Annotated in this window: 21 protein-coding genes; 9 read left to right on the top strand and 12 right to left on the bottom strand. The window is 47.1% G+C overall.

Features of this window, described 5'->3' with window-relative positions; genetic code table 11:
• Position 1: 1 nt before the first annotated feature.
• From UNH61_RS31895 to UNH61_RS31875, 5 genes are all read right to left on the bottom strand, one after another.
• Positions 2–1,087 carry a HesA/MoeB/ThiF family protein gene (locus UNH61_RS31895; RefSeq protein ID WP_326996081.1) on the bottom strand — a complete coding sequence of 362 codons (1,086 nt, stop codon included), beginning with the start codon at positions 1,085–1,087 and terminating at the stop codon, positions 2–4.
• Positions 1,088–1,163: 76 nt separating this feature from the next.
• The gene (locus UNH61_RS31890; RefSeq protein ID WP_326996080.1) at positions 1,164–1,712 is read right to left on the bottom strand and encodes a GNAT family protein; all 549 of its coding nucleotides are present in this window, start codon (positions 1,710–1,712) and stop codon (positions 1,164–1,166) included.
• 152 nt (positions 1,713–1,864) lie between these two features.
• A complete protein-coding gene (gene serS, locus UNH61_RS31885) occupies positions 1,865–3,133 on the bottom strand; it encodes a serine--tRNA ligase (RefSeq protein ID WP_326996079.1) in 1,269 nt (422 codons plus the stop codon).
• A 57-nt stretch (positions 3,134–3,190) separates the two neighbouring features.
• On the bottom strand, positions 3,191–4,858 hold the full coding sequence (locus UNH61_RS31880; RefSeq protein WP_326996078.1) for an NAD+ synthase: 1,668 nt from the start codon (positions 4,856–4,858) through the stop codon (positions 3,191–3,193).
• 60 nt (positions 4,859–4,918) lie between these two features.
• Positions 4,919–5,602 (bottom strand): porin family protein, encoded by a 684-nt coding sequence (locus tag UNH61_RS31875; protein ID WP_326996077.1) that lies wholly within the window; start codon positions 5,600–5,602, stop codon positions 4,919–4,921.
• A gap of 106 nt (positions 5,603–5,708) precedes the next feature.
• Here UNH61_RS31875 and UNH61_RS31870 point away from each other — a divergent pair, with 106 nt between their 5' ends.
• Entirely contained in the window at positions 5,709–6,713 is a 1,005-nt protein-coding gene (locus tag UNH61_RS31870) for a hypothetical protein (RefSeq protein ID WP_326996076.1), read from the top strand.
• A gap of 27 nt (positions 6,714–6,740) precedes the next feature.
• Here UNH61_RS31870 and apaG read toward each other — a convergent pair whose 3' ends face one another.
• From apaG to UNH61_RS31845, 5 genes are all read right to left on the bottom strand, one after another.
• Entirely contained in the window at positions 6,741–7,127 is a 387-nt protein-coding gene (gene apaG / locus UNH61_RS31865; protein ID WP_079469727.1) for a Co2+/Mg2+ efflux protein ApaG, read from the bottom strand.
• A gap of 83 nt (positions 7,128–7,210) precedes the next feature.
• Positions 7,211–7,474 (bottom strand): DUF4157 domain-containing protein, encoded by a 264-nt coding sequence (locus UNH61_RS31860; RefSeq protein ID WP_326996075.1) that lies wholly within the window; start codon positions 7,472–7,474, stop codon positions 7,211–7,213.
• A gap of 50 nt (positions 7,475–7,524) precedes the next feature.
• Complete coding sequence (locus tag UNH61_RS31855; protein ID WP_326996074.1) at positions 7,525–8,463, bottom strand: DUF5777 family beta-barrel protein; 939 nt, start codon at positions 8,461–8,463, stop codon at positions 7,525–7,527.
• An 8-nt stretch (positions 8,464–8,471) separates the two neighbouring features.
• Complete coding sequence (locus UNH61_RS31850; RefSeq protein ID WP_326996073.1) at positions 8,472–9,014, bottom strand: YceI family protein; 543 nt, start codon at positions 9,012–9,014, stop codon at positions 8,472–8,474.
• A 17-nt stretch (positions 9,015–9,031) separates the two neighbouring features.
• Positions 9,032–9,403, bottom strand: a complete 372-nt coding sequence (locus UNH61_RS31845; RefSeq protein WP_326996072.1) for a hypothetical protein — start codon at positions 9,401–9,403, stop codon at positions 9,032–9,034.
• 124 nt (positions 9,404–9,527) lie between these two features.
• On the opposite strand from UNH61_RS31845, the gene murF reads away from it, so the two are divergent.
• Together murF and UNH61_RS31835 are read left to right on the top strand one after the other, a co-directional pair.
• Complete coding sequence (gene murF, locus UNH61_RS31840) at positions 9,528–10,808, top strand: UDP-N-acetylmuramoyl-tripeptide--D-alanyl-D-alanine ligase (RefSeq protein ID WP_326996071.1); 1,281 nt, start codon at positions 9,528–9,530, stop codon at positions 10,806–10,808.
• Between the two features lie 118 nt (positions 10,809–10,926).
• Positions 10,927–14,259, top strand: coding sequence for a carboxypeptidase regulatory-like domain-containing protein (locus UNH61_RS31835; RefSeq protein WP_326996070.1), 3,333 nt, complete (start codon positions 10,927–10,929; stop codon positions 14,257–14,259).
• 621 nt (positions 14,260–14,880) lie between these two features.
• On the opposite strand, the gene mce is transcribed toward UNH61_RS31835, so the two are convergent.
• Complete coding sequence (gene mce, locus UNH61_RS31830; protein WP_326996069.1) at positions 14,881–15,282, bottom strand: methylmalonyl-CoA epimerase; 402 nt, start codon at positions 15,280–15,282, stop codon at positions 14,881–14,883.
• A gap of 124 nt (positions 15,283–15,406) precedes the next feature.
• Here mce and UNH61_RS31825 point away from each other — a divergent pair, with 124 nt between their 5' ends.
• The 6 genes from UNH61_RS31825 (at position 15,407) to UNH61_RS31800 (ending at position 25,899) form a co-directional block, all read left to right on the top strand.
• The gene (locus tag UNH61_RS31825) at positions 15,407–16,603 is read left to right on the top strand and encodes an IscS subfamily cysteine desulfurase (RefSeq protein ID WP_326996068.1); all 1,197 of its coding nucleotides are present in this window, start codon (positions 15,407–15,409) and stop codon (positions 16,601–16,603) included.
• Positions 16,604–16,676: 73 nt separating this feature from the next.
• On the top strand, positions 16,677–17,417 hold the full coding sequence (gldF, locus tag UNH61_RS31820; protein WP_326996067.1) for a gliding motility-associated ABC transporter permease subunit GldF: 741 nt from the start codon (positions 16,677–16,679) through the stop codon (positions 17,415–17,417).
• Between the two features lie 5 nt (positions 17,418–17,422).
• Complete coding sequence (gene gldG, locus UNH61_RS31815) at positions 17,423–19,144, top strand: gliding motility-associated ABC transporter substrate-binding protein GldG (RefSeq protein ID WP_339071601.1); 1,722 nt, start codon at positions 17,423–17,425, stop codon at positions 19,142–19,144.
• 248 nt (positions 19,145–19,392) lie between these two features.
• Positions 19,393–21,906: a bifunctional UDP-N-acetylmuramoyl-tripeptide:D-alanyl-D-alanine ligase/alanine racemase gene (locus UNH61_RS31810; RefSeq protein ID WP_326996065.1), complete on the top strand. Its 2,514-nt coding sequence runs from the start codon at positions 19,393–19,395 to the stop codon at positions 21,904–21,906.
• A 60-nt stretch (positions 21,907–21,966) separates the two neighbouring features.
• Entirely contained in the window at positions 21,967–22,623 is a 657-nt protein-coding gene (locus tag UNH61_RS31805; protein ID WP_326996064.1) for a lipoprotein signal peptidase, read from the top strand.
• A 411-nt stretch (positions 22,624–23,034) separates the two neighbouring features.
• Entirely contained in the window at positions 23,035–25,899 is a 2,865-nt protein-coding gene (locus UNH61_RS31800) for a TonB-dependent receptor (protein WP_326996063.1), read from the top strand.
• A 65-nt stretch (positions 25,900–25,964) separates the two neighbouring features.
• Here UNH61_RS31800 and UNH61_RS31795 read toward each other — a convergent pair whose 3' ends face one another.
• Positions 25,965–26,933, bottom strand: a complete 969-nt coding sequence (locus tag UNH61_RS31795; protein WP_326996062.1) for a 2-hydroxyacid dehydrogenase — start codon at positions 26,931–26,933, stop codon at positions 25,965–25,967.
• Between the last annotated feature and the right edge of the window lie 51 nt (positions 26,934–26,984).

The raw sequence follows: 26,984 nt of genomic DNA, 5'->3' as shown, positions 1-26,984 counted from the left end.
GTTAGTAGGTTTGCATTTGATGATCAATCACACTGGCCCATGCATGAATGCCGCCTTCCACATTATACATGCGACTGAAGCCCAGCTCATTCAAACGTTGCGCCACGGCCCGGCTTCTCATGCCGTGATGGCATAACACCGCAACCGGCATATCGGCAGGTATAGCATCCAGCCGTTGCAAAACGAGGCCCATAGAGATATGCACAGATTCCGGGATATGACATATTTCCCATTCATCTTCTTCCCTCACATCCAACAACATAAAACGGGTTTGCTTATTGATCCAGTCGTGCAGTTGCTGCACCGACAATGATTGCACACCCGCCACCTCACAAACGCTTTGCTGATAGTCGGCCTGCAGCGTTTTTATCTGCCGGTTGGCTTCCACCGGGGTGATGTTAAATAACAAATGGGTATTATGAAGCGTATTGATGGTCAGCAGCTGATTGCGCAAAGGTGTGCCGATACCAGTGATCACTTTCACCGTTTCGTTGGCCATATAGCACCCGATAATGCCCGGTAGTACACCCAATACACCAATGTCGTTACAGTTCAGCATTTCTCCGCTTTCCGGCGCTTCCGGAAAGATGCAGCGGTAAGTGGCGCCGCCCTGGTAGTTAAATACACTCAGCTGTCCTTCGTATTTATAAATAGCCCCGTAAACCAATGGTTTGCCGGTAATTACACAGGCATCATTCACCAGGTAACGTGTTCCAAAATTATCTGATCCATCTACAATCACATCGTACTCCCGGAAAAGCTCCAAAGCGTTATCTACCGTCAGCCAGGTATCATGAATCACGTGTTTCACTGCAGGGTTCAGTTGTTGCAGCCGCAGTACCGCCTGTTGTATCTTCGGTTTGCCCTGGTCGGCAGTGGTATACAATACCTGTCGCTGCAGATTGGTAACATCCACTGTATCATGCTCTACAATGCCGATACAACCTACGCCCATACCTGTCAGGTATTGCAACACCGGCACTCCGAGGCCGCCAGCGCCTATCACCAGCACTTTCGCCTGTTGCAGCAATGCCTGTTTTTCTTTTCCAAACCCTTCCAGCCTGGTCTGCCTGTCATATCTGTCCATGCCGTCTTTATTTAGAGACTAAAATTAATCGTATTCCGGAGAAATTATAGACCGGGATTCTAACGGGATTGTAATATTACCCGATGGGTTTTATAGGGAGATACATAGTCACCAGGTCGGTATACCCGCCGTTCTTTTGAAGGATTGCCTGCGGGATCCGCCCGCATTCCATAAATCCGAAGTTCCGGTACAGCTGCATTGCCTTTTCGTTATTGGAAAACACCTGCAGGGTAATGCTGAGTAACCATGGCTGGGCTTCGGCCCAACGCAGCATCGCTGTCATCAGCCGTCTTCCTATACCCATATTATTCCAGGCCTTTTCCACAGAAATGCCCATTTCTGCTGTATGTGCTTTTTTACGAAACCCGGTATGGTTTACATTCAGTGAACCTATAATGCGGCCATTTACAATGGCCAGTAAAAGGATTTGCCGGGGATTGTCGAGATAAGTGCTGATATAATCTTCCTCGGAGTGCAGATCCAGTTCCAGTGACTCTCCGGGGGTGAACAACAGGAAGTCTGTTTCTGCTGTCGCACGCTGGAAATTTTGCAGCAAACCCGCAGCATCACTCAGTTCTGCCGGACGTATGGTTAATTCATCTCCGCTGGGAAGAAAATGTTTCATGAGAAAAAGTTACACGAGGTAAATTACGAATTAAGAATTACGAATTACGGATCAGAGCGAAGATCTTAGCGGATGATAAATATCATTATTATCATTATTCGCTAAGATCTTCGCTCTGATCCGTAATTCGTAATTCTTAATTCGTAATTCTATCAAATCACATGGCTACCGAAATAGCTCTGTAATGCGGTAGGAATTCTTATCCCTTCTACCGTCTGGTTATTCTCCAGCAGGCATGCAATAATGCGTGGCAGGGCCAGGGAACTGCCATTCAGTGAGTGTACCAGCTGTGGCTTTCCGTTGCTTTCCTTGAAGCGTATCTTCATACGGTTAGTCTGATATGCCTCAAAGTTGCTCACAGAGCTCACTTCCAGCCATTTCTGCTGTGCACCGCTATATACTTCGAAGTCATAGGTGATGGCAGAAGTAAAGCCCATATCGCCACCGCATAAACGCAGGATGCGATAAGGCAGCTCCAGCTGATTCAGCAGTGTTTCTACATGCGCCACCATTTCATCCAGCGCTTCAAATGATTTGTCGGGATGTACCAGCTGCACAATTTCTACCTTATCAAACTGGTGAACACGGTTCAGGCCACGCACATCTTTACCATAAGAACCGGCCTCACGGCGGAAACAAGGCGTGTAAGCCGTCATTTTGATGGGCAGGTCTGTATCTTTCAGGATCTCATCGCGGTAAATATTGGTAACAGGTACTTCCGCCGTTGGGATCAGATAATAGTTATCATCCCTTGCGTGGTACATCTGGCCTTCTTTATCCGGCAACTGACCGGTGCCATAGGCGGATGCTTCATTCACCATGTAAGGCGGTGCATATTCCGTATAACCGGCGCTGGTATTATAGTCCAGGAAATACTGGATCAGCGCCCGCTGTAACCTGGCGCCCCTGTTTTTGAATACAGGAAAGCCACTACCAGTGATCTTATTCCCCAGTTCAAAGTCTATGAGGTCGTATTGTTTAGCAAGATCCCAATGGGGAACAGCGGCATCGTATAATTCAGGAATTTTACCGCCTCTGCGTACTTCTACGTTGTCTTCCGGAGATTTACCGGGAGGTACAATCGCTGCAGGCAGGTTGGGCAGCTTCACCAGTGCATCATGCAGTGCTTTTTCTGTTGCATTCAGCTCTTCATTCACCGGTCCCAGACGCTCTTTCAACGCAGCCACCGCAGCGCGCTGCGCTTCTCCTTCCTCTTTCTTTCCCTGTCCCATCAGTTTCCCGATCTCCTTTGACAGGCTATTTACCTGCGCCTGAATGTCATCGTATTCCTGTGTTAATTTCCTGCGTTTGTCGTCCAGCGCCAACACTTCATCCACTACTTCCAGTTCCCTGAAGTTCTTGAACGCCAGCCGCTCGAGTACAAACTCTTTATTTTGACGTATAAACGGTACTTGTAACATGTTTTTAAATCAGATTTTTGCAAATATAAGAAACAGCTGTTAGCCTTTAGCTAAAAGCTAACTCAGGTACTTCCCTACTATAGGCACTCTACGGCCTACTCCAAATGCTTTGGAGGATACGCGGATAATCGGACAAAATTGATTCCGCTTGTATTCGTTCGTATTTACCATCTTTAAGGTCCGCGAAACCAACGCGGAGTCAAATCCCTGAGCTACTATCTCTTTAGGCCCCTGACGGCGTTCTATGTACTGGTAAAGGATCTTGTCGAGGATGGCATAATCAGGCAAACTGTCGCTGTCTTTCTGATCAGGCCTCAGCTCCGCTGATGGCGCCTTTTCAATGATATTCACCGGAATGATTTCCTGATGCCTGTTAATGTACCTGGCAAGGGAATACACCTGCATCTTGTATACATCTCCCAAAACACTTAATCCTCCGGCCATATCACCATACAAGGTACCATAGCCGGTTGATAATTCACTTTTATTGGAAGTATTCAACAGGATATAACCAAACTTATTGGATAAACCCATCAGCAGGTTTCCCCGGATACGTGACTGCGTATTTTCCTCTGCCACATTGAACGGCAGTCCTTTGAAATAAGGCTCCAGCGTGGCCAGGAAGGCTTCATAGATATTATTGATACGTATGATATCGTACGGGTTGCCAAGATTTTCAGACAATGCCACCGCATCATCTACAGAATGGCTGGTGGAATACGGAGACGGCATCAGTATCGCTCTCACATTATCCTTGCCCAATGCGTCGCAGGCAATGGCCAGGGTCACTGCACTGTCGATACCGCCGGAAGAGCCCAGGATCGCCTTCGTAAAGCCCATCTTACCAAAGTAATCACGGATGCCCAACACCAATGCATCATAAATGCGGTCGATATTATGATCAAATATCAGTTCGGTAAGCGGCGTGAAATTGCCGGTCTTCACCTCCGGCAACTGGCTGCCGGTAAGCTTTTCCAGCTCCATACCATCCATCGCTTCTTCAAAATACGGTAATTCCTTCACTACATTTCCCCTGGCATCATAGATGAGAGAACCACCATCAAATACAATCTCCGTCTGTGATCCCACTGTATTACAGTAATACATGGGGATCCTGTATTTCAACACGTTGGCCAGTATGATCTCTTTCCTGTCTTCATCATGATCATAATCAAACGGTGAAGCAGAAATATTGATCATCACATCCGGTTGTTGCGCGATCAGCTGATCCATCGGGCAAATGCGGTACAGTGGGTTATCTCCCAGGTTCCAGATATCTTCACAAATGGTAACCGCCAGCTTCTTTCCTTTAAACGGAATAATATTCCATTCGTAAGAAGGCTCAAAATAACGGTACTCGTCAAATACATCGTAGGTGGGCAGCAATGTTTTATATACTACCTGCTTTACTTCTCCTTCGTAAAGGAACCAGGCTGCGTTGAACAGATCCTTGCCCTCTTTCTGCGGATTGCGGGCCGGAGCACCTACCAGTACGGCAATATCTTTCGTATGTGCCTTGATCTGGTCTATCGCATGATGACTTTGCGCGATAAAATCTTCAAACTCCAGGAAATCCCGGGGAGGGTATCCGCATACACATAATTCAGAAAACACTACCAGGTCGGCGCCTTTGGCCTTTGCGGCCTGTATGCCTTCGATAATCTTTGCAGTATTTTTTTCAAAATTTCCAATATGATAATTCTGCTGTGCCAGTATAATATTCATATAACAAAAAGATCTGTTCTAAAAAGATAATATAAGCCCGGGATCATTCATCGCCGGCCACTAAAAAAATACACCCAGCCGCAGCGCAAAGTTATTCATATTTACTCTTCCATCGTGCCATTTCGCATTGCGTGTTACGTCTACGAAACCATTCTGGTAAGTGATACCTGCCATACCGGTCAGGTTGCCTCCCAGCGGGTATTCGATACCTGCGCCCAGCAACATGCCTATATTGATCCGGTTCATTTCCGGCAGGACATTCACCCGGTCGAACCGCTGGTTCATAGACACTACATCAGCGCGGCCACTGACCGGAAAATCCAGGTAGGTACCAAACTGGCCCCACCAGCCAATGCCGCCGTCTGGCGCCGTTTTCAGCTTCAACGCTACAGGGATTTCAATATAAGTCAGTTTCATGTTATATTCAGCAGGATTGGCGCTGTAATCACTCAATCCCTTGCCTGCGTCGTATTTGAGCTTGCTGCCGGCAAGTAATACCTGGAATCCCGACGACAGGGCATAAGTCCCCCTCTCATTCAGTGAAAAATCAGCCATCAGGCCGAAATCGAGTCCTGCTTTCGAGCTGTTACGGGTAACACCCGATTCCTGCGGTTTCAGCGTGGAAATAAGCGGATTTACGGTAAATCCCAGTTTCACCCGGCTCCTGAAATTGTAATAGCCATCCTGTGCCATGCCTGTCTTTACGACTCCCAATACTGCCAGTAATAAAATGATCTTCTTCATAGATGATGCTAATTCCTGATTTTTTATAATACAAGGTAAATAATAATTTTACCTTAGATGAGTTTTAAGAGCGATGCAAAGTTACACTAATAAATACACCCTGTTTTTGAGCGGATTTCTCGCGCTATCGTGCATTTTTGCCTGTAATAACAGCAATAAAGCACCTGATATCAGTAATATACCCATGACCGTTAGCCTGTTGCGTTTCGACTCTGCGTTGTTTACGATCGATACCAATCAGGTACAGAAAGGGCTACAGCAGCTACATGCAGCCTATCCCGTATTCATGCCTTTGTATGTGACTGATATTATGAATATGGGCGCTTATTCCGATAGCAACCAAACAGTACAGCAACAACTGCACCTGTTTCTCACCAACGCCGATTTCAGACAGCTCGAAAAAGCAGTGACTGATAAATACGGAAACGGTGAACAGCTGAAAAACGAGCTGGCGCAATGTTTCCGGTATACTAAATATTATTTCCCGTCGTTCCGGGCTCCTAAAGTAGTTACTTTCATTTCCGGTATTGCCAACTATGGCGCCATCACAGTCGACAGTATACTTGGCATCGGGCTGGATATGTACATGGGCGCTGATTTCCCGCCGTATGCACAAATACCTGATTATCCGGATTACATGATCCGCCGGTTTGCCCCTGAATATATCGCTACCAATTGTATGCAGGTCTTACAACAACAGATGTACCCGCCTGCACGTAAAAGCGCTAATTTGCTGGAACAGATGATGGAAGCCGGCAAACAGCAGTATTTCCTGGATAAGGTATTGCCGCAGACGCCGGATACGATCAAACTGGGTTATACCAAAGCGCAGCTCGACTGGTGCCGGGCAAACGAGCAGATGATCTGGCAATTCTTTGTACAGAATAACCTCGTTTATACCAGCGACTGGCAGCAGATCTCTCATTTTGTGGGCGACGGTCCTTCTACGCAGGGCATGCCTGAAGGAGCTCCCGGAAAGATCGCCAACTTTACAGGCTGGCAGATCGTCAGGAAATACATGAGCGAACACAAGGACGTAACCCTGCAGCAGCTGATGGAAACCAAAGATGTGACAGAAATGTTTAAGGCCGCGAAATACAGGCCCCGATAGGAGTACAGGTTAAAACGAAGACAGGTACTAATTTAATTTGAAAGGGACTACCATCTGAAATTCAGGGATCTTGACTTCCAGTATTTTCTTATCCAACTGGTTTTCCATCTGGTAAGTACCATACATTTTACCTATCTCCGTCCGCAGGTTAGAACCCGAGACATATTGATAAGTTTCGCCGGGAGCCAGCAATGGTTGAACGCCTACCACTCCTTCTCCTTCTACTTCGCGGTGGGTACCATTGGAATCAATGATGTACCAGTGCCGGCGGAGCAGCTTGATAGGGAAAATGTTATTGTTCTCAATGGTAATACGGTAGGCAAACATGAATTCGCTCCCAATAGGATTTGAGTAATCCGGCTGGTAGAATGTTTCCACGCTGATGGTGATTCCCTCTGTTACCTTCTTAACCATAAAATCAACCTTTAACGTAAAAATAAGAAAAATAAAACCAGAGACTGGAAAAAATCTCCCTTTAACCTTGTTTTAACGAATCTTTAGACTATTTCTATATCGTCCAGTATTGCCGGATCTTCTTCGGAAGCCCTGGCTGCCACCTCCAGCGTGTTGTTGTAATAGCCTCTGCGCAGGTATTCGGCCAGATACTTCCATAAAAAACCCCAATATCCCAGTTGCTGGTACTGTTTAACATGGCAAGCCTCGTGCCGCATCCAGGAGATATCAGATAAAAAACGCTCCCGGGACGCCCCATACAGATGTATCGTGCGTCCGAGAACCATGGCCACTGAATGCACCCTCATAAAGCGGGCGGCGATTCTGGCTAACCATGAATTTTCCCGTATGCGGCATCTTATTTTTTCCAATCTTTTCTCCCGAATAACGTAAATCTACGGGAAATATTGAATCCCCAGCGGAATTGGCCTTGTAACCAGGAGGAGGTTGTTTCCGGGATAAATTGATTCTCCAGTATGGCTGTGGAGTTCGTAAAGGTAATGCTGAACACATGCCCGCCGGTTTCGATTTCGAGTCCTACCCCTAATGGGTTATAAAAAGTGATATTTTTGGAAGATTTGAAGTAATCCTTACTTTCCTGGTTGCGGAATGGATAATAATATTCCGCCAGCAGGCCCAATCGCTTGCTCAGCTTTAGCCGGCCGGCACCTCCCAGGGCAAACATATTATTCATATCCATATAACCTACCCGGTTCCGGTGTACATAAGTAGGAGCCAGTGTCAGCGACAACCGCTCACCGAATTTCCTGGATACCAGCGCCTGGGCAACATACATGAGCCGGTCGGATCCGTCCGCAAAATGGGATGTAGCGGTAACATCTGCATCAGAAGGCATACCGCTGATCACCATGTTGCCAAAAACAGCCACAGATACAGGGATATGATCATCTTTAGTCTGCTGCAGGAAACGGTATTTGACGAGACCTTCATACAACTGCCGGAGTTCGCCGCTGCCCTTACTTCTGCTGACACCCACCATCAGATTATCGGTGATCCCGTATTCGAACGCAATGCGTATGTCGGTGGAATTATCGGTGCCGAAAAAGGTTTTGGTGCCGCCGAATTCGCCGGCTGCGTCCCCGAAGCGATGCGCCACGCGGAAATCGAGCTCGTGCCGGCGCAGCATTTCGGTAGACTGGCCCTGGATAATGCGGGTCGATTTATAAGTGTCTATTACTTTTACATGACCGGTAGAGTCGAGCAGCTGGTCGATTTGCTGCGCCCGGGCTGCCACACCAATGGTGCAGCACAGCAGTATAATTGATACGATCTTCATGAATGATGTCATTTACTGTAGGGTGTATAAATAGCATTCACCGTTACGGCTACTACTTCTGCGATGTTTTTTACCACCAGCGTGGGCACCTTTATACCGTGGTCGGCTATACGTACCTGGAAAGTGGAGTTTGCGGTAAGGGTATCCCCCTGCCGGATAATAGTGCCTTTTGCCGTGTAGCTTTTTTCTACACCATGTATATTCAGTGTGCCCGTTACCGTTACCGGGTAGGTGCCGTCCTTATCCAGCGCCGGGATTTCGTTGATCCGGCCTTTGAATTCAGCAAAAGGATATTTGTCGCTTTCCAGGTAGTTTTCGTTGAAATGTTCCTCCATCAGCTTTTTCCTGAACCGGAAAGAAGTAATGGGTACTTTGAAAAACACTTCACCTGTTTTTATGTTGATGATAGACGCGCCCCGGTCTGTTCTGGCTTCAATATCTTCCAGGGGAGCGGAAGAAAAAAAGCTGAGGCGGGTATTCCTGCAGGTATAAGCATCTTGCCCGTAAGCACTGAAACCAGCCAGCATCACCAGGAGTAGTAAGTATTTCATGAACATTTTCTTTTTGGTTACTGATCCGGCATACCATTCGCAAGCCAGCAGGCAATTGAATCTTTCATACCCTGCGTGAGTGGCGGAAACGACTGCGATTGCGGCATATCGGCCTGTGGCCCTGTCACCCGCAGTTCAAAAACGACCCGGTGCGCATTGATATAGGCCTTTAATCTGTCGGGCGTGGAAAAATCAGCCACCGCAGGTGAATTCCCTCCCGGATGGCAACCACGGCTGGTGCAATTAGCCGATATGGCCGCTGATACGTAGCTGGTTTTAATACCACCTGTACCACAATTGACTCCCCCGCTTACGGGAGCCGGCGCCTGCTCGTTTTTACAGGCACCTAAGAGTATACAGGCCAGAAGAAATAATTTGGCTCTGGTCATAGGTCTTTCAATTTGATTGCTGATAGCATTATACGGGAGGTGATGAAATAAGGTTGCTTTCAAAGGATAAAATTCTTCTATATTACATGATACCACTTATTTTTGCACCAAACAAGTTCTGGCCGTGAATATCGATCAATTATACAACATTTATACGCAGCACCGCTCCGTGCAAACCGATACCCGTAAACTGAAACCGGGTGATATTTTCTTTGCACTGAAAGGCGACAACTTTAATGGTAACGAATTTGCGGCCCGGGCACTGGAAATGGGAGCATCTTTTGCCGTGGTGGATGAAGCAGCTTATTTCACCGTACCGGAAAAGATGATGCTGGCAGACGATGCCCTGAAAGCCTTACAATTATTGGCACTTCATCATCGCCGGCAGCTGAATATTCCGTTTCTTGCCATCACCGGTACTAACGGAAAAACTACTACGAAAGAGCTGGTGAATGCAGCACTGGCCGCCAGCAAGAAAACTTTCGCCACCGTGGGTAACCTGAACAACCATATTGGCGTACCGTTGTCGATCCTGAGCATCCTGCCGGGCGTGGAAATAGCCGTGATAGAAATGGGAGCCAGCCATCAGCAGGAAATAGCTTCCTATTGTGAAATAGCCCTGCCTACACACGGCATCATCACCAATATCGGGAAAGCCCACCTGGAAGGCTTTGGCAGCGAAGAAGGCGTTAAAAAGGCAAAGGGAGAATTATATGATTATTTACGTGCCAACAACGGAACCGTGTTTGTTTGCGACGATTACAGCTATCTCCTGGAAATGGCTGCCGGCATTCCGCACATCGTTACCTATGGCAGCCGCCAGGGCAACTATACAGGTGAAGCCATCGCAGGAGAAGCATTCCTGGCCGTACAGGTGAAAGGCAACAGCCACGTAGGCTTCATACAAACCCAACTCGTGGGCGCTTATAATTTCCCTAATGTGATGGCTGCAGTAGCCGTTGCCAGCCACTTTGGCGTACCGGAAAAGAGTATAGCTCCGGCCATTGCCGCTTATTCCCCCTCCAACAACCGCTCTCAGGTGATAAAACACAATGGCAATACGATTATCATGGATGCCTATAATGCCAATCCTTCCAGCATGAAAGCAGCCATTGAAAACTTTGCCGGATTACAGGCCTCCAAAAAAGTGTTGATGCTGGGAGCCATGATGGAATTGGGAACAGATAGCGTGAAAGAACACCAGCACCTGGTACAGCTGCTGGAACGCACTCCCTGGGATGCGGTGGTATTAGTGGGCGGCGACTTTAAACACGTAGCACACCCTTATATCTATTTCGACAATGCAGCCGAATCGGCCAAATGGTTGCAGCAACAGCATTTCCAGGATACACATATACTGATAAAAGGCTCCAGAAGCACGGGTATGGAGAAAGTGCTCGCCTGAATTGAGCCATAGTGCGGCACCTGATAAGTATAGTTCAGAAAAAATGTTAACGATTTCATAATTGTATTATTTTTAATACATCAATCTGTCATTTGAACTTTACCAAAATCTGAATTGCATGCACAAAAAACTCTGGCGTAACCTCATTGGTATGCTTTGCTGCGTACTATTAATCCCATTTACGCTGTTTGCCCAGGAAACAACTGCTGATATAGCAGGAACCATTAACAGTAAAGAAGGGCCGGTGCCCGGCGCAAGTATCGTAGCCATTCACGTACCAAGTGGTACCCGTTACAACACCGTTTCAAGGAAGGATGGCCGCTATAACCTTCCGAATCTTCGTATAGGCGGCCCGTATACCCTGTCTGTTTCTTATATCGGCTTCAAAGACGAAAAAAGAGAAAACATATTCCTGTCGCTGGGTCAGGAATATAAAGCAGATGTCAACCTCCAAACCAGCACCAGTACACTTACTGAGATAGTAGTCACTTCAGCGGTGCAAAACAAAGTGATCAACAAGGCCCGTACCGGTAGCCAGGAAGTGATCACCCGTTCGCAGATGGACCGTTTGCCAACCATCAGCCGTTCCATGCAGGACTTCACCAGGCTGACTCCTTCTGCAAATGGATTGAACATCGGCGGCAGAAGCAATCAGCTGAATAACATCACAGTGGATGGAGCCAACTTTAACAACTCATTCGGGTTGCAGCCTACACTTGGCTCGCAGACCGCCTCTCAGCCGATCAGCCTCGAAGCGCTGGAACAGATACAGGTGAATGTTTCTCCCTACGATGTAAAACAGGGTGGATTTTCCGGCGCCGGTATCAACAGCGTTACGAAGAGCGGTACCAACACATTCAAAGGAACTGTATATACCTATATCCAGACTCCGGGTCTGCAGGGTACCAAGGTGGGAAATGTAACCGTACCCAAACCCGATTTCAACTATAACCTGCGTGGTTTCAATGTGGGCGGAGCTTTTGTTCCCAACAAACTGTTCTTCTTCGTGAGTGCTGAACAGGAAAGAATCAAGGCGCCTGCTACCAGCCTGGTGGCCAACAAGCCCGGCGGCGTTGCCGGAGGCAACGTATCCCAGGCCGTTGCGGATACCCTGGATGCCCTTAAGCAGTTCCTGATGAGCAAATACGGTTATAACCCCGGCGATTATCAGAACTATACTTACCGCACCCAGAGCGATAAGATCACCGTTAAAATCGACTGGAACGTAAACGATCACAATACGTTTACCTTCAAATACAACTACCTCAAATCATTCAAGGATATTCCGGCCTCCAACAGTGGTGCTCCCGGAAGCGGCCGCCAGCCCAGTAATACAGGTCTTCCTTTCAGCGGTAGCGGCTATATTATCAATAACAACTTCAACATCTTCATCGCTGAGCTGAATACCCGTATCAGCAACAGAGCGTCCAACAAATTGCAGGTAGGCTTCTCTGCCATGCGCGATTTCCGCGGATCACTGTCGCAGGGCAACTTCCCGCTGGTAGATATCCTGAACGGACAAGGCGCCAGCTATACTGCGTTCGGTTACGAGCCGTTCACGTATAACAACAAGCTCAATACCAACGTATACCAGCTGTCTGATATCTATACCATGTATCGTGGTAAACATGAGATCACTATCGGAACACAGAACTACTATAAGACCTTTGTGAACGGTTTTGCACCTAACTATAACGGTAACTACCGTTTCAACAGCCTGACCGACTTCTACGCCAGTGCCAATACCGGCGCGCTTACCGCCTCCCGGTATACCCTGTCGTATGTTGCTACGAAAGATAAAACCTTCCCGTTTGCAAAAATCAATATGCTGGAACTGGGAGTTTTCCTGCAGGATAAATGGAGCGTGACCAATAAATTCACACTGACTTACGGATTACGTGTAGACGTACCAGTTATAGGAAGCACCTTCGACAAAAACGATTCCCTGGCAGCACTTACTTTCAGGGATGGCACAAAAATCGACGTAGGCCGTGCACCCAAAACCACGCCTTTACTTTCTCCGAGAGTCGGATTTAACTGGGATGTAACCGGCGATGGTAAAACCCAGATCCGTGGTGGAGCCGGATTGTTTGCAGGTCCGCCTCCGGCAGTATGGCTGAGCAACCAGGCTGGTAACAACGGTGTGCAATTCGGGTCATTCGTAGCACAGACCAGCTCCACAGTGCCTACCATTCCGTTTGCCTTCAATCCCGATCCTACTACTTATAAAAAAGGATTGGAAGGAGTACTGCCTTACCAGTATAACATTGCCGTTGCCGACAGGAATTTCAAATATCCCCAGGTGCTGAAAGCTACCATTGCAGTGGATCGTCAGCTGCCCGGTGGTATTATCGGAACATTGGAGTTTAACTATTCCAAAGATATCAACGCAGTATATTTCCAGAACGTGAACCTGCCTGCAACCGGCTTCCAGCTCGACAGCACGCCTGATCACCGCCTGCGTTACAGCTCACCGAAAATTTATGCAGGTAACAGCCTGAGTAATCCGAACATCAGCGACGCTATCCTGATGCGTAATACCAATAAAGGATATTCTTACTTCGCTACCATCCAGCTGCAGAAGAACCTGCCGAACCTGTATATGAGCGTGGCTTATACTTATAGCAAATCCCGCAGTGTGAACGATGGAGGAACCATTGCACAAAGCAACTGGCGCGACCGCCCTGTTTCAGGCGACCCTAACGCTGCTGTGCTGGGCTATTCCAACTATTACATGCCTCACCGCATTGTGGCAGCAGCTACCTATCGTTTTACATGGGCTAAGCATTTTGCTACCTCCATTGGCGCCATCTTCGAAGCAGCACCAAGCGTGAACGGCCTGTACAGCGCTACTTCGTATACTTATAGCGGAGATGTGAATAACGATGGCTCCGGCGGTAACAACGACCTGATCTACATTCCAAGAAGTAAAAATGATATCAAACTGGTACCGGTAGGTTATGGCGATAAAGGCTACAACCCGCAAACCAATGCAGATAAACGCAGCGCTGATATTATCTGGAACCAGCTGGACAATTTCATCAAACAGGACAATTACCTGAGCGGTCACCGTGGCGAATATGCAGAACGCAACGCAGTAACGCTGCCTTTTGCAAAACGTATGGATCTGAACATTACCCAGGATATATTCGTATTCAGTGGTAAAGACAAGAAGACCAAACACACGCTGCGTGTAAGTCTTGATATCATCAACTTCGGTAACCTGCTGAACAAACGCTGGGGTATTTCCAAACTGCCTAACCAAACTTCTTTCCTGAAGTATGAAGGCCAGCTCAGAGATGCTTCCGGTAATGCTACCGCAGCACCGGCATACTCATTCCCTTATCTGGATGCAAACAACCAGATTCCGCTGACCAATTCCTGGAGAGATAATACCAATACGATTTCCCGCTGGCAGGGTCAGTTGGGGATCAGGTATATCTTCAACTAGTTGTTAGCTTTTAGCTATGAGAGAGCGAGTGAAAAGCGAATAAGAAGTGAGTAGAATTGAAATAAAAAAAGCGCCGGATTAGAATTCCGGCGCTTTTTTTTATTTCAATTTTATTGGGAATGTGCGCAATTTTTCCATTTATCATGCGTTTTAGAGCATAGATATCAGATAAAAGCATATAATACCATATCGCCGGAAAACCTTGCTCCGGAAATATTTGTACTATCCTAATTCAGGAAATAACCCGCAAACAGAAAGAAAACTAAAGACTAGAGGCCAACACCTAAAAAAAAGACCTGCAAGCTAAAAAACCCGCAGGTGTTCATAACCTATGCCAACTTTAGAGTAATCATTAAAACTTAAACTGTTAATAGTTAATAACGCTTAAGTTTTGTAATATTTTGAGTATTGATAATATTTTATTTGCGTTTATAGTGATAACGTACTGGAAAATCTATTTGTTCAAAAATTTATAAAAAATTTTGGTTTTCACGTCCTCCTGCACTTTTTCCGGGGTGTTACATAATTACTTACGGATGTAAATTTCTCTTGGATTGCTAAATTGGAAAAAAAGTTTAAAAAATTTATTATTATTTAATTTCGAAATATATAAGTAAATGCTTACTTGATATCCTGACAAATTTCCACCAAAATCCCGTTACTGTACTTAGGATGCAGGAAACAGACCAGTTTATTATCTGCCCCTTGTTTGGGTGTTTCGTTCAATAACACGAACCCTTCTTTCTGTAATCTTTTCATTTCCGCGTGAATATCTTCCACATCGAATGCGATATGATGCATACCTTCTCCTTTTTTTTCCAGGAATTTCGCGATAGCGCTTTCGGGGCCGGTGGCTTCCAGCAGCTCTATCTTGGTTTCCCCGGTCCGGAAAAAAGCGGTCATGACCTGTTCACTGTCCACCGCTTCCTGCTTGTAACAAACAGTATTCAGGAGCTTCTCGAACAAAGGAACGGAAACTGATAACGACTTCACGGCAACGCCTATATGTTCTACTTTACGCATGTACTGAATTTTTGATAAACCCGCGGCGCTCCTTATCCTTTATGGCTTTTGCAGAGGGCGCCAACCCGGTAAAAATAGAACATATGTCGTAATTTTGGGAGGTTGGATATTTATAAACGGAAAGATGGATATGTTACAGCTGCCTGTTTACCTGGACAATAACGCCACCACCCCCTGCGACCCGAGGGTGGTAGCCGCTATGTTACCGTACTTTACGGAGATCTATGGCAATGCTGCCAGTCGCAGCCACCCATACGGCTGGGCGGCGGAAGAGGCTGTAGAATCTGCGCGGGAACAGGTGGCTAAGCTGATCGGAGCTGAGACCAAAGAAGTGATATTTACCTCCGGCGCCACCGAGGCCGTTAACCTGGCGATCAAAGGCGTGTACGAAACATACGCAGGGAAAGGGAATCATATTATTACAGCAGTTACTGAACACAAAGCAGTGATCGATACCTGCAAACACCTGGAGAAGCTGGGCGCCCGTATCACCTGGTTGCCGGTCAATCATGAAGGACTGATAGATCCTGCTGAATTAGCAACCGCCATCACTCCTCAAACCATCCTGATCACCCTGATGTACGCCAATAACGAAACAGGCGTGATCAATCCGATAAAAACCATCAGCGATATCGCCCGCAGCCATGGCGTAATTTTCATGACAGATGCCACGCAGGCAGCAGGCAAGATCCCGGTGAACGTGGAAACGGACGGCATCGACCTGCTGACGCTCAGCGCCCATAAAATGTACGGCCCTAAAGGTACAGGCGCGCTTTATGTGCGCAGACGCTCGCCCCGCGTGAAGCTCAGCGCTCAGATCGACGGCGGGGGCCACGAAAAAGGCCTGCGCTCAGGCACCCTCAATGTACCCGGCATCGTTGGACTCGGAAAAGCCTGCGAACTTTGCATGAACGAAATGGCAACAGATACCGCACGCATTTTGCCGCTGCGGAACCGGTTGCAAAATGCACTGCTGGAACTGGAGCAATCCTATCTTAACGGCTCCGTAATACATCGCCTGCCACATACGTGTAACCTCTCCTTCAAATACCTGGAAGGAGAAGCCCTCCTCCTCAGCTTCAATAAAAAAATAGCCGTATCCACCGGATCAGCATGTACTTCTGCCTCCATGGAACCCAGCTACGTATTGAAGGCGATGGGACTCGACGATGACCAGGCACACGCCTCCCTTCGGTTCGGACTGGGACGCTTTACAACCGCCGAACAAATCGACTTTGCCATCGATACCGTTACCGATGCGGTAAATAACCTGAGAAGAACCAGCCCTGTATGGGAACTCTATAAAGACAACAGCCTTTAATCTTTTGTCTTCTTACCACATAAAAGCTAACTGCTAAAAGCTATATTTGTATCCTAATCCTTACGAACTGTTCATGCTAGCCATCTTTAAGAAAGAGATCAACCAGTTTTTCAGCAGTGTAACCGGCTATGTGGCCATTATCCTGTTCCTGCTGGCAAACGGATTAATGCTTTTCGTTTTTCCTGACACCAGTTTACTGGATACCGGCTACGCCAATCTGGATCCGCTGTTCAACCTGGCTCCGCTTATTTATCTGCTGCTGATACCCGCCATCACCATGCGCTGTTTTGCAGATGAGTTTAAAACCGGTACCATGGAGTTACTCAGTACCAAACCGCTTACCGGATGGCAGGTGGTGATGGGCAAATTCTGGGGCAGTATGCTGATTGTAGTCATCTCCCTGTTACCTACCATCATTTATTACTTCGCAGTGAAACAGTTGAGCCTGGATAATCAGCAACTCGATACCGGTGGCATCATAGGTTCTTACATAGGATTATTATTGCTGGGAGCAGTGTTCACAGCCACCGGCATATGGTCGTCTTCCCTTACCAGCAACGCCATGATTGCGTTTCTCATCGCTTTATTCACCTGCTTTATTTTCTATAACGGATTTGATGCACTCAGTAAAATCCCCGCATTCAGCGGTGGCGCCGATTACTACCTGCAAATGGCCGGTATAAAATTCCATTATACTTCCATCAGCCGCGGAGTGGTCGACAGTCGTGATGTGATCTACTTCATCAGTGTCATAGGCCTGATGCTCTATCTTACTAAACTATCCCTCCAAAGAAAACTCTGGCAAAACGGGTAATCCGTATGCATCTAAACAACATGGCTACACGAAAAAAATACATACAACGTGCAATAACCGTGATACTGGTACTTACCGGTATTAATATTGCTGCCGCTTATTTTCACGGGAGATGGGATCTGACAGCGGAAAAGCGATATACGCTCACAGCCAATACCCGCCAGATGCTACAGCACCTCGATGGGCCGGTAGATGTAGAAGTATACCTGAAAGGCGATTATCCTGCCAGCTTTCGCCAGCTGGCACAGGCCACCAGTGAGCTATTGGAAGAATTCAGGGAATACGGAAAACAGAATTTTCATTTCACCTTTGTAAGTCCTACCCAGGGTAAATCTGATTCTGCCCGTATGCAGCTGATGCAGGAACTGACCAAACAGGGCATCATGCCATTCAACCTGAAAGTACAAAGAGAAGCCAATGAAGGTTACGAAGGACAACTGATATTTCCGGGTGCGCTCGTACATTATAAGGGTAAAACCATTGGTGTGAACCTGCTGAAAAACCTGGGAAGCCAGGATCCCATGCAAACCATGAACAACTCAGAGGCGCTGCTGGAATATCAGTTCGCCAATGCCATCAGTAAGTTGCGGGAAAAAGAAAAACCACTGGTGGGTTATATGCTCGGCCACGGCGAAACGCTGGGAGCTGAAGTATATGATGCACTCACTACCCTGCAGAATAATTATGGACTGGATACGCTCACGCTTCAGGCATCTGCTTATATCCCTCACGATTTTGAGGTGATCCTTTTCGCCAAACCATCTTCCGCCTTCAGTGATGCCGACAAACTGAAGATAGACCAATACGTCATGAATGGAGGTAAAGTGCTGTGGTTCATTGATGAATCCACTGCCAGTATGGACAGTCTGCATCATGGCGCGGAAATGTTTGCGATGGACCGCGGACTTAACCTGGAAGATCTGCTGTTCCGCTATGGCGTGCGCATCAACCAGGATCTGGTGATGGACATGCAATGCGATGGTGTGCCGCTGGTGGTGGGCAATACCGGTAACCGCCCGCAGATACAGATGATGCCGTTTCCTTATTTCCCGTTGCTGATGCCTACCAAAGCACACCCCATCGTGAAAAATCTGGATATGGTACTGTCGCACTTTGTCAGCTCCATAGATACCATCAAGAGTGAATCTGTAAGAAAAACCATACTCCTTACATCTTCCCGCAACAGCCGTACCACCCGCCTGCCGGCCCAGATCGGATGGGATGTGGTGAAAACCCAGCCTAATCCGCGCGAATACCGCCAGCAGTACCTGCCCGCCGCCGTATTACTTGAAGGACGCTTCAGCTCCCTTTTCCACAACCGTCAGGATCCGGCCCTGGTCGATGCCCTGCAACAGGCGTCCGGCAAGCCGTTTAAAGACATATCAGATGGTCAGAATAAAATGATTGTGGTAAGCGATGGCGACCTGATCGCCAATGCAGTAGCCCGTAAAGAAGGCCCGCTGCAGATGGGAATCAACGAATTCAACCAGGGATTTGCCTTTGCCAACAAGGAATTTTTCCTGAACTGCCTCGAGTACCTGAGTGGTAACAGCGGCATTATGGAAGCCCGGAACAAGGAGCTGACGCTGCGCCTGCTTGATCCTGAAAAAATCAGACAAGAAAAAACCAAATGGCAGGCCATCTGTTTCCTGGTACCGGTTGGACTGATACTGCTGTTCGCGATGATATTCCAGTTTATACGCCAACGCAGATTTGCAGAAAGATAAGATTCTGTTAATCAATAATTCCTAGCTGGCGTTTTCCTATATTTGCTGCTCTGAGAAGGCCAACACATAGAAAAAATACTTATATCAATGCAGGGTATACTTTTATGTAATGGTGCAGGTGATTGTATTTGAAGGTTCCATTCCCTCCGCCGTCAGAAAAGAGAATTACCGGAAACTGAAGAGAAATAAAAAGCAGCAGGCAATACATCAATTTGCAGTTGCTAAGTGCTTATTCAAATCTGATAAACGTGTATAACGCAGCAAGCATCAACAAGACTTTGAAAGGAGAATTGTTGCAAGAGACAGGATTTTCTGAAATTGAACATCTGCTATTGGACAGCAGGAAGCTCAGCTTCCCGGAAACATCGCTGTTCATTCCATTGGTTAGCCCGCGGCGCAATGCACACCAATACATTGAAGAACTATACCGCAAAGGAGTCAGCAACTTCATTGTAAGTGAGCCTGTACCACTGGAAAAATATCCCAAGGCCAATTTTATCCTTGTAAAAGATACCATGCAGGCACTGCACACGCTGGTGGCTTTCCACCGGCAGCAGTTCCACATTCCGGTGATAGGTATTACCGGCAGTAACGGAAAAACTATTGTAAAAGAATGGTTGTTCCAGTTACTTGAAAAAGATTACAACATCGTACGCAGTCCGAAAAGCTATAATTCGCAGATAGGAGTACCATTGTCTGTATGGCAGATGAAACCGGAGCACCAGCTGGCCATCTTCGAAGCCGGTATATCCCAACCCGGGGAAATGGTAAACCTGGAAAAGATCATCCGTCCAACCATCGGTATATTTACCAATATAGGCGAAGCACATAGCGAAGGTTTTTTGAATATCCGCCAGAAGATCAATGAAAAGCTGGTACTGTTTGCCAAAAGTGATATACTGATTTATTGTAAAGATTACCTGGCCCTCAATGAATGTGTGCTGGCCTTCCATAACCAGGTAGGTAAAAAAGATAACCAGGAAGGCGGTGGAGGCGGCCCGGAATTGTTTTCGTGGTCCAGGAAAACAGATGCAGATCTGCGAGTAACCAGTGTCGACAAGAACGAACATCATACACAGATCGAGGTGCTGTATAAACAAACCTCTCTGCATTTCAGGATACCCTTTGTAGACGAGGGTTCTATTGAAAATGCGATTCACTGTGTAGCGTTGATGCTTTACCTGGGCAAAGACCCCGCGGTGATTCAGCAGCGGATGGATCAGCTGAGCAATATCGCCATGCGCCTGGAATTGAAACAGGGAATCAACAACTGTTCGGTAATAAACGACAGCTACAACCTGGATCTGGGCTCATTGACCATTGCGCTGGATTTTCTCCAGCAACAGCAGCAACATGCTACGCGCACGGTTATACTGAGTGATATCCTGCAGAGTGGAAAAAGCGATGCATCACTATATGAAGAAGTAGCAGATCTGCTGCAGAAAAAAGGTATCAACCGCCTGATTGCTATTGGTAAGAATATCGGCCGCGAGAAAAAAAGTTTTCAGCAGATAGAAGGATTGAAAACGCAGTTTTTCACCACTACCGATGAATATATACAACAGTTCAATGCGGACGATTTCCAGAATGAAACCATACTGGTAAAAGGTTCCCGTGTATTCCAGTTCGAACGCATCGGAAAACTGCTGGAGCAAAAGGCGCATCAGACCATCCTGGAGATCAATCTTTCTGCCATCTCCCACAATGTGAAGCTGTATCAGTCGATGCTCAAGCCCGACACCAAACTAATGGCGATGGTGAAAGCATTCTCTTACGGCAGCGGCAGTTTTGAGATCGCCAACCTGCTGCAGTTCCACGGAGTGGATTACCTGGCAGTGGCTTATGCCGATGAAGGGGTAGAGCTGAGAAGGGCCGGCATTACCATGCCTATCATGGTAATGAATCCCGAACCAGCCAGCTTCGATGCCATCCTGCAATGGAACCTGGAACCGGAAATCTATTCCATACAGCTCTTATTGCAGTTTATGGAAGAAATTACCGCAACAGGTAAATCCGCCATTCCGATACACATTAAGCTGGACACCGGGATGCACCGGCTGGGCTTTGTGAAGAGTGATATAGCAGAACTGGGGCAGATGCTTACCGCTACGCCACTGGTAAAAGTGCAATCTATTTTCAGTCACCTCGCAGCAAGCGAGGATCCGGAAAAAGATGCGCTCACCCAGCAGCAGGGCCGCCTGTTCTTCGAAATGAGCCACGAACTGCAGAAAGCACTGGGTTACGCCGTTATCAGACATATCGATAACAGCGCCGGTATCAGCAGGCATGCTGATCTGCAACTGGATATGGTGCGATTAGGTATTGGCATGTACGGCATCGACAGCAGTAATGCCATCCAGGATCAGCTCCGCAATGTAAGTACCCTGAAAACTACGGTGGCACAGCTGAAACACCTCGAAGCAGGAGAAACAGTAGGCTATGGTGCCCGCTGGGAGGCCAAAGGGCCGTCAGTAACTGCAACAGTACGTATCGGTTATGCCGACGGATATCCCCGGAGATTGGGCATGGGCGTAGGAAAAATGCTGATCCGTGGCAAAATGGCGTCGGTGATTGGAGTGGTAGCCATGGATATGCTGATGCTGGATGTAACACATATCACAGATATTGCAGAAGGGGACGAAGTGATCGTTTTCGGCCAGGATCTGCCAGTACAGGAGCTTGCGGGCTGGGCGGATACTATTCCGTACGAAATATTAACAGGAATTTCACAGCGTGTAAAAAGGGTATATTTTCAGGAATAGTGATATTGCAGGCTTCGACTTTGAAATAAACTATTATTTTTGATAAAATTCTAATATCAGTTGAAATATCGTCACGTAGTATTTATTGTTATCCTTATCCTGGTGATTGATCAGACGCTGAAGTTCTGGATCAAAACGCATATGTTCATGCAACAGGAGTTTGTGATTATTCCGAATTGGTTCAGGATCCATTTCATTGAGAATGAAGGAATGGCCTACGGGCTGAAGTTTGGAGGCGATTTTGGGAAGATCCTGCTCACCTTATTCCGCCTGGCTGCCGTGGTAGTGGGTTTTGTGTACATGAAAAGGCTGGTGAAAGAAAAATACAGCACCGGTTTGCTGATCTGCGGATCCCTGATCCTGGCGGGAGCTGCCGGTAACCTGATAGACAGCATGTTTTATGGTCTGATCTTCAACGACAGTATAGGTTACGAAGTGGCGAAGTTTATGCCTTCCGGCGGCGGTTATGGCAGCTTTTTACATGGCCGGGTGGTAGATATGCTCTATTTCCCTATCTATGAAGGCTACCTGCCTAAATGGATTCCCTTCAAAGGCGGTGATTATTTCGTTTTCTTCCGCCCCGTGTTTAACGTAGCGGATGCCGCTATTTCCACCGGTGTTATTGCTATCCTCGTTTTTCAAAAACGTTTTTTCGGAAAGCACGCACATCATAACAAAGAAGTGGAACCTCCGGTGGCAAAAGATCCTGCAGTATAATTTCAACATTCTTAAATAAAAAGGAAAGCGCCCGCTTACAGCGGGCGCTTTCCTTTTTATTCATGTCCTGCCTATATGCTGTTATGTTGGCAGGAAGATGTACCGGTAAGATATTCACCTGCCACTATCGCCTCCGGAATTCCCCTAAAAAAAACATCTTCATATAACATATTTATAATTAACCACTTACAACTATTCCTGCGGTATAATCATCACCCTGGCTGCTTTTTTTTGGCGGGTTTGCTTTGAAATGAAAAATACCCGGACTATATTTGTCTACTAATTCTATAGACTATATGGTTAATAAATTTACAACACACTCATTATTAATACGATGTTAGGCACAACATCGATTTTATACTTCCTCTTATCATTTTTATCATTCCAGAATCCAATAATGTTACCAACACTATGCAAAAGTTCTTACCTGTACTGGCTAAATACCTGCTTGTAATATTGGTATTAAGTCCGGTTGCTGTATTGGCCCAGCTGAACGGCTCTTACGTGATCGCCGGTAAAATCACCGACGATCATGGCTTTGGGCTGCCTGGCGCTTCTGTACAGATCAAAGGCACTTCATTCGGCGCACAAACAGATACCGCCGGCCTCTTTGAAGTAACCACCAACTCAAAATTTCCATTGAAACTCGTTATCAGGCTGATTGGCTATCAACCACAGGAGTTCGAAGTAAAAAACAGCAATAGTAAAATTGCGATACAGCTGTATACGCAATCGCTGCTGGTAAACGAGGTAGTAGTATCTGCTTCCCGTCAGCAGGAAAGACTGCTGCGCTCTCCTGTAGCCATAGAAAAGCTGGATATCAGGGCACTCAAGGAAACGCCATCGTCCACTTTTTATGATGCACTTGGCAACCTCAAAGGCGTACAGATGACTACTGCCGGTCTTACGTTTAAAGTGTTCAATACCCGTGGCTTTAATGTGCCCAATAACTTCCGTTTCATGCAGCTGGTAGATGGGGTAGATAACCAGGCCGCTACTTTGGGTGTTCCATTGGGAAATGCCATCGGCCCTACTGAACTGGATATTTCCAGTGTGGAAGTAACTCCCGGCGCCTCTTCCGCGCTCTATGGGATGAATGCCATCAACGGGATGTCGAACCTGATCACGAAAAACCCTTTCCAGTACCAGGGCGTGAGCGTATATCAGAAACTGGCAGTGAATCATGTGGGCGATGCAGGCGGCGCTAAGCTACTCACGGAAACGGCTGTACGTTATGCGCAGGCATATTCCTCCTGGTTTGCCTGGAAAATTAATCTGAGCTATATGCAGGGAACAGACTGGTACGCCGACAGTCACAATGACTTCACCCCGCAATCGAAGATCAATCCTGACTTTCCTCAGCTGAGCGGACCGAATAACATTGCCAACGACGCCTGGAATAAATATGGCGACAATGCCAATCTGCAGATCATCGATAAGGATGGCCGGGCTTATAACGTACACCGCACTGGCTACTGGGAAAAAGACCTGGTAGGCGATTACACTGTGCGGAATACCAAAGCCGATATCTCATTGAACTTCCGGCTGCCCCGTAAGATGGAATTGGCTGCTTCTTACCGGTACGGGCAAATGGATGGCTTCTTCCAGCGTGGTAACCGTATCGGGCTGAAAGGCGTGACGGTGCAAAATGCCAAACTGGAACTGACACATCCTGATTTTACACTGAGATCCTACATTTCCATAGAAAATACGGGGGATTCCTATAACATGAATCCATTGGCCGACAACCTGGAAAAATCTTTCAAACCGGATAAACAATGGCAGGCCGATTATACCAAAGCGCTCAACGACGCACTCACTTCCGGTAAAGACCTCGTAGCTGCACATCAGGCCGCCAGATCATTTGCGGATGCGGGCAGATGGACACCGGGTACCGCTGCTTTCGATGCCCAGGTAGCTAAAATCAAGGGGATCAACGACTGGGATATCTACCCTGTTTCCAAGAACCCGGCTAACACCAGTGGTGGCGCCGCACTCTGGCAAAAAAGCCGTTTTTATCATACAGAAGGTACCTGGAACCTGCGTAAATACATTCATTTCGCAGACGTACTCGTAGGCGCCGATTACCGCACCTATGAGATCATACCCGATGGCAATAACTTCGTGGACTTCTCCAGACCGGCCGACAAGCGCAATGAAGCGGGTGGAAAGCACATTTGGTACGGTAAGTACGGCGGATTTGCCCAGATCAGCAAAACCTTCTTCAACGACGCCTTAAAACTGACAGGATCATTGCGCTACGATAAAAATGAACAGTTCGATGGAAAGGTGAATCCCCGTATTGCCGCTGTCTACAGTATAAAAGACAAACATACGTTCCGCGTTTCCTGGCAGAACGGGTTCCGGTTTCCGTCGCTGTTTGAAGCCTATTCCTTCGTTAACAACGGCCAGGTACGGCGTGTAGGCGGACTTGCATTCATTGAGCAGGGACTCGGTTATTTTAAAAATTCCTATCTGACCAGCTCTGTGGACGCTTTTGGAGTAGCAGTAAACAAGACCATCAACGCGGAACATATTTCGAAAGATGCGGCCGCCGCCAAAAATGCCGGCGTATTGAAAATAGCTAACCTTGATCCGATCGTACCGGAAGAGATCAATGCTTTTGAAGCCGGCTATAAAGCCGTTTTACTGGACAATAAGCTCTTCATAGACCTCGATGGCTACTACAGTACCTACAAACATTTTATTGGCCAGGTAGAAGCTGTAGTGCCCAAAACCGGCGATGTACATAATGCGGACCAGACGGTATGGAATCAGATGCTGGACAAAGCCCAGCAAAACCGATACCGGGTATGGACGAACAGTAAATCCGCCGTCAGCAACTACGGAGTAGCACTGGCAGTTACCTACGATATCTATAAAGGCTATACGATAAGTGGCAACGCCAACTACAACACATTAGCACAGGATAAAACCAAAGATGATGCACTGATTCCCGGTTTCAATACCCCTAACTGGTTCACCAACGTCAGCATAGGTAACAGAAATGTATTCCGGAATATCGGCTTTAACGTAGTATGGCACTGGCAGAATACCTTCTACTGGCAGAACCTGTTCGGAAACGGCGATGTGCCTTCCTATAACACCGTAGATGCCCAGGTAACCTACCGCGTACCCAAGATCAATACTTCATTTAAAGTGGGCGCCTCCAACCTGCTGAATACGCAGTACTTTCAGTATGTTGGCGGTCCAACGATCCGCGGCCTTTACTACCTGACCGTGACATATGATAATATATTCAGGAAGAGAGACTAGCGTTTAGTTTCCGGTAAAAATGCAGCGAAGAAAAATGCTATTCTTCGCTGCATTTTTATTATAAGCTAGTGTACCTTTTCAAATTCCGCCACGTTCCGCAGCGTTATTTCTGCGATCTGCATCAGTGCCTCTTTCGTGAAAAAGCCCTGATGAGCAGTGATCAATACATTGGGGAAGGTGGTGAGTCTTGATAATACGTCGTCCTGTATCACTACTCCAGAAAAATTCTGGAAAAATAAATGTTCTTCCTGTTCATATACATCTATACCCAGTGCCCCTAAATGTCCGTTTTTCAGTGCTTCCACCACGGCTTTCGTATCTACAAGGCCACCGCGACTGGTATTAATCAATACCACGCCCCGTTTCATGGAGGCAATAGAGTGGGCGTTCACAATATGATGTGTGTCGGGCAACAGCGGGCAATGCAATGAAATAATATCTGATTGGGCAAAAACGGTGTTCATGGATACATATTCAACGCCAGCCGTTTTCAGGTCAGCGTTTTCATAAAGATCGTGGGCATAGACCCTGCAACCAAAGCCCAGCATGATTCTGCAAAACACAGCGCCGATGTTTCCGGTACCGATCACGCCTATCGTTTTTCCGAAAAGATCAAATCCTTCCAGCCCGTTCAGGGTAAAGTTACCGTCACGTACACGGTTATACGATTTATATATTTTCCGGTTGAGGGCAAGCAGCAATGCAACAGCATGTTCGGCCACTGCATTTGGCGAATAGGCAGGAACCCTCACCACTTTTATATTGGCAGCCTCGGCTGCCTTCAGATCAACATTATTGAATCCGGCGCAACGGAGGGCAATAAGCCGCACGCCTTTCGCCTGCAGCATACTGATCACGGCAGCATTCACTTTATCGTTCACGAATACACAAACCGCTTCTTCATCTTTGATGAGTGCGGTATTATCTTCATTCAATGGTGCATCGAGGAACCGGAATTGATGCAGGCCCCGCGTGTTGGCGAGATTGAAGTAATGGATATCGTAGGATTGCGCACTAAAGAATAGCAATTTCATAGTCAGCTCCCAGGTTTTAGTGTTAACGGTGAGTGTTCGGCGAAGATAAGC

This window comes from Chitinophaga sp. 180180018-3, from assembly GCF_037893185.1.
Taxonomy (GTDB): Bacteria; Bacteroidota; Bacteroidia; order Chitinophagales; family Chitinophagaceae; genus Chitinophaga.
This window is presented reverse-complemented; position numbering and strand designations above follow the sequence as displayed.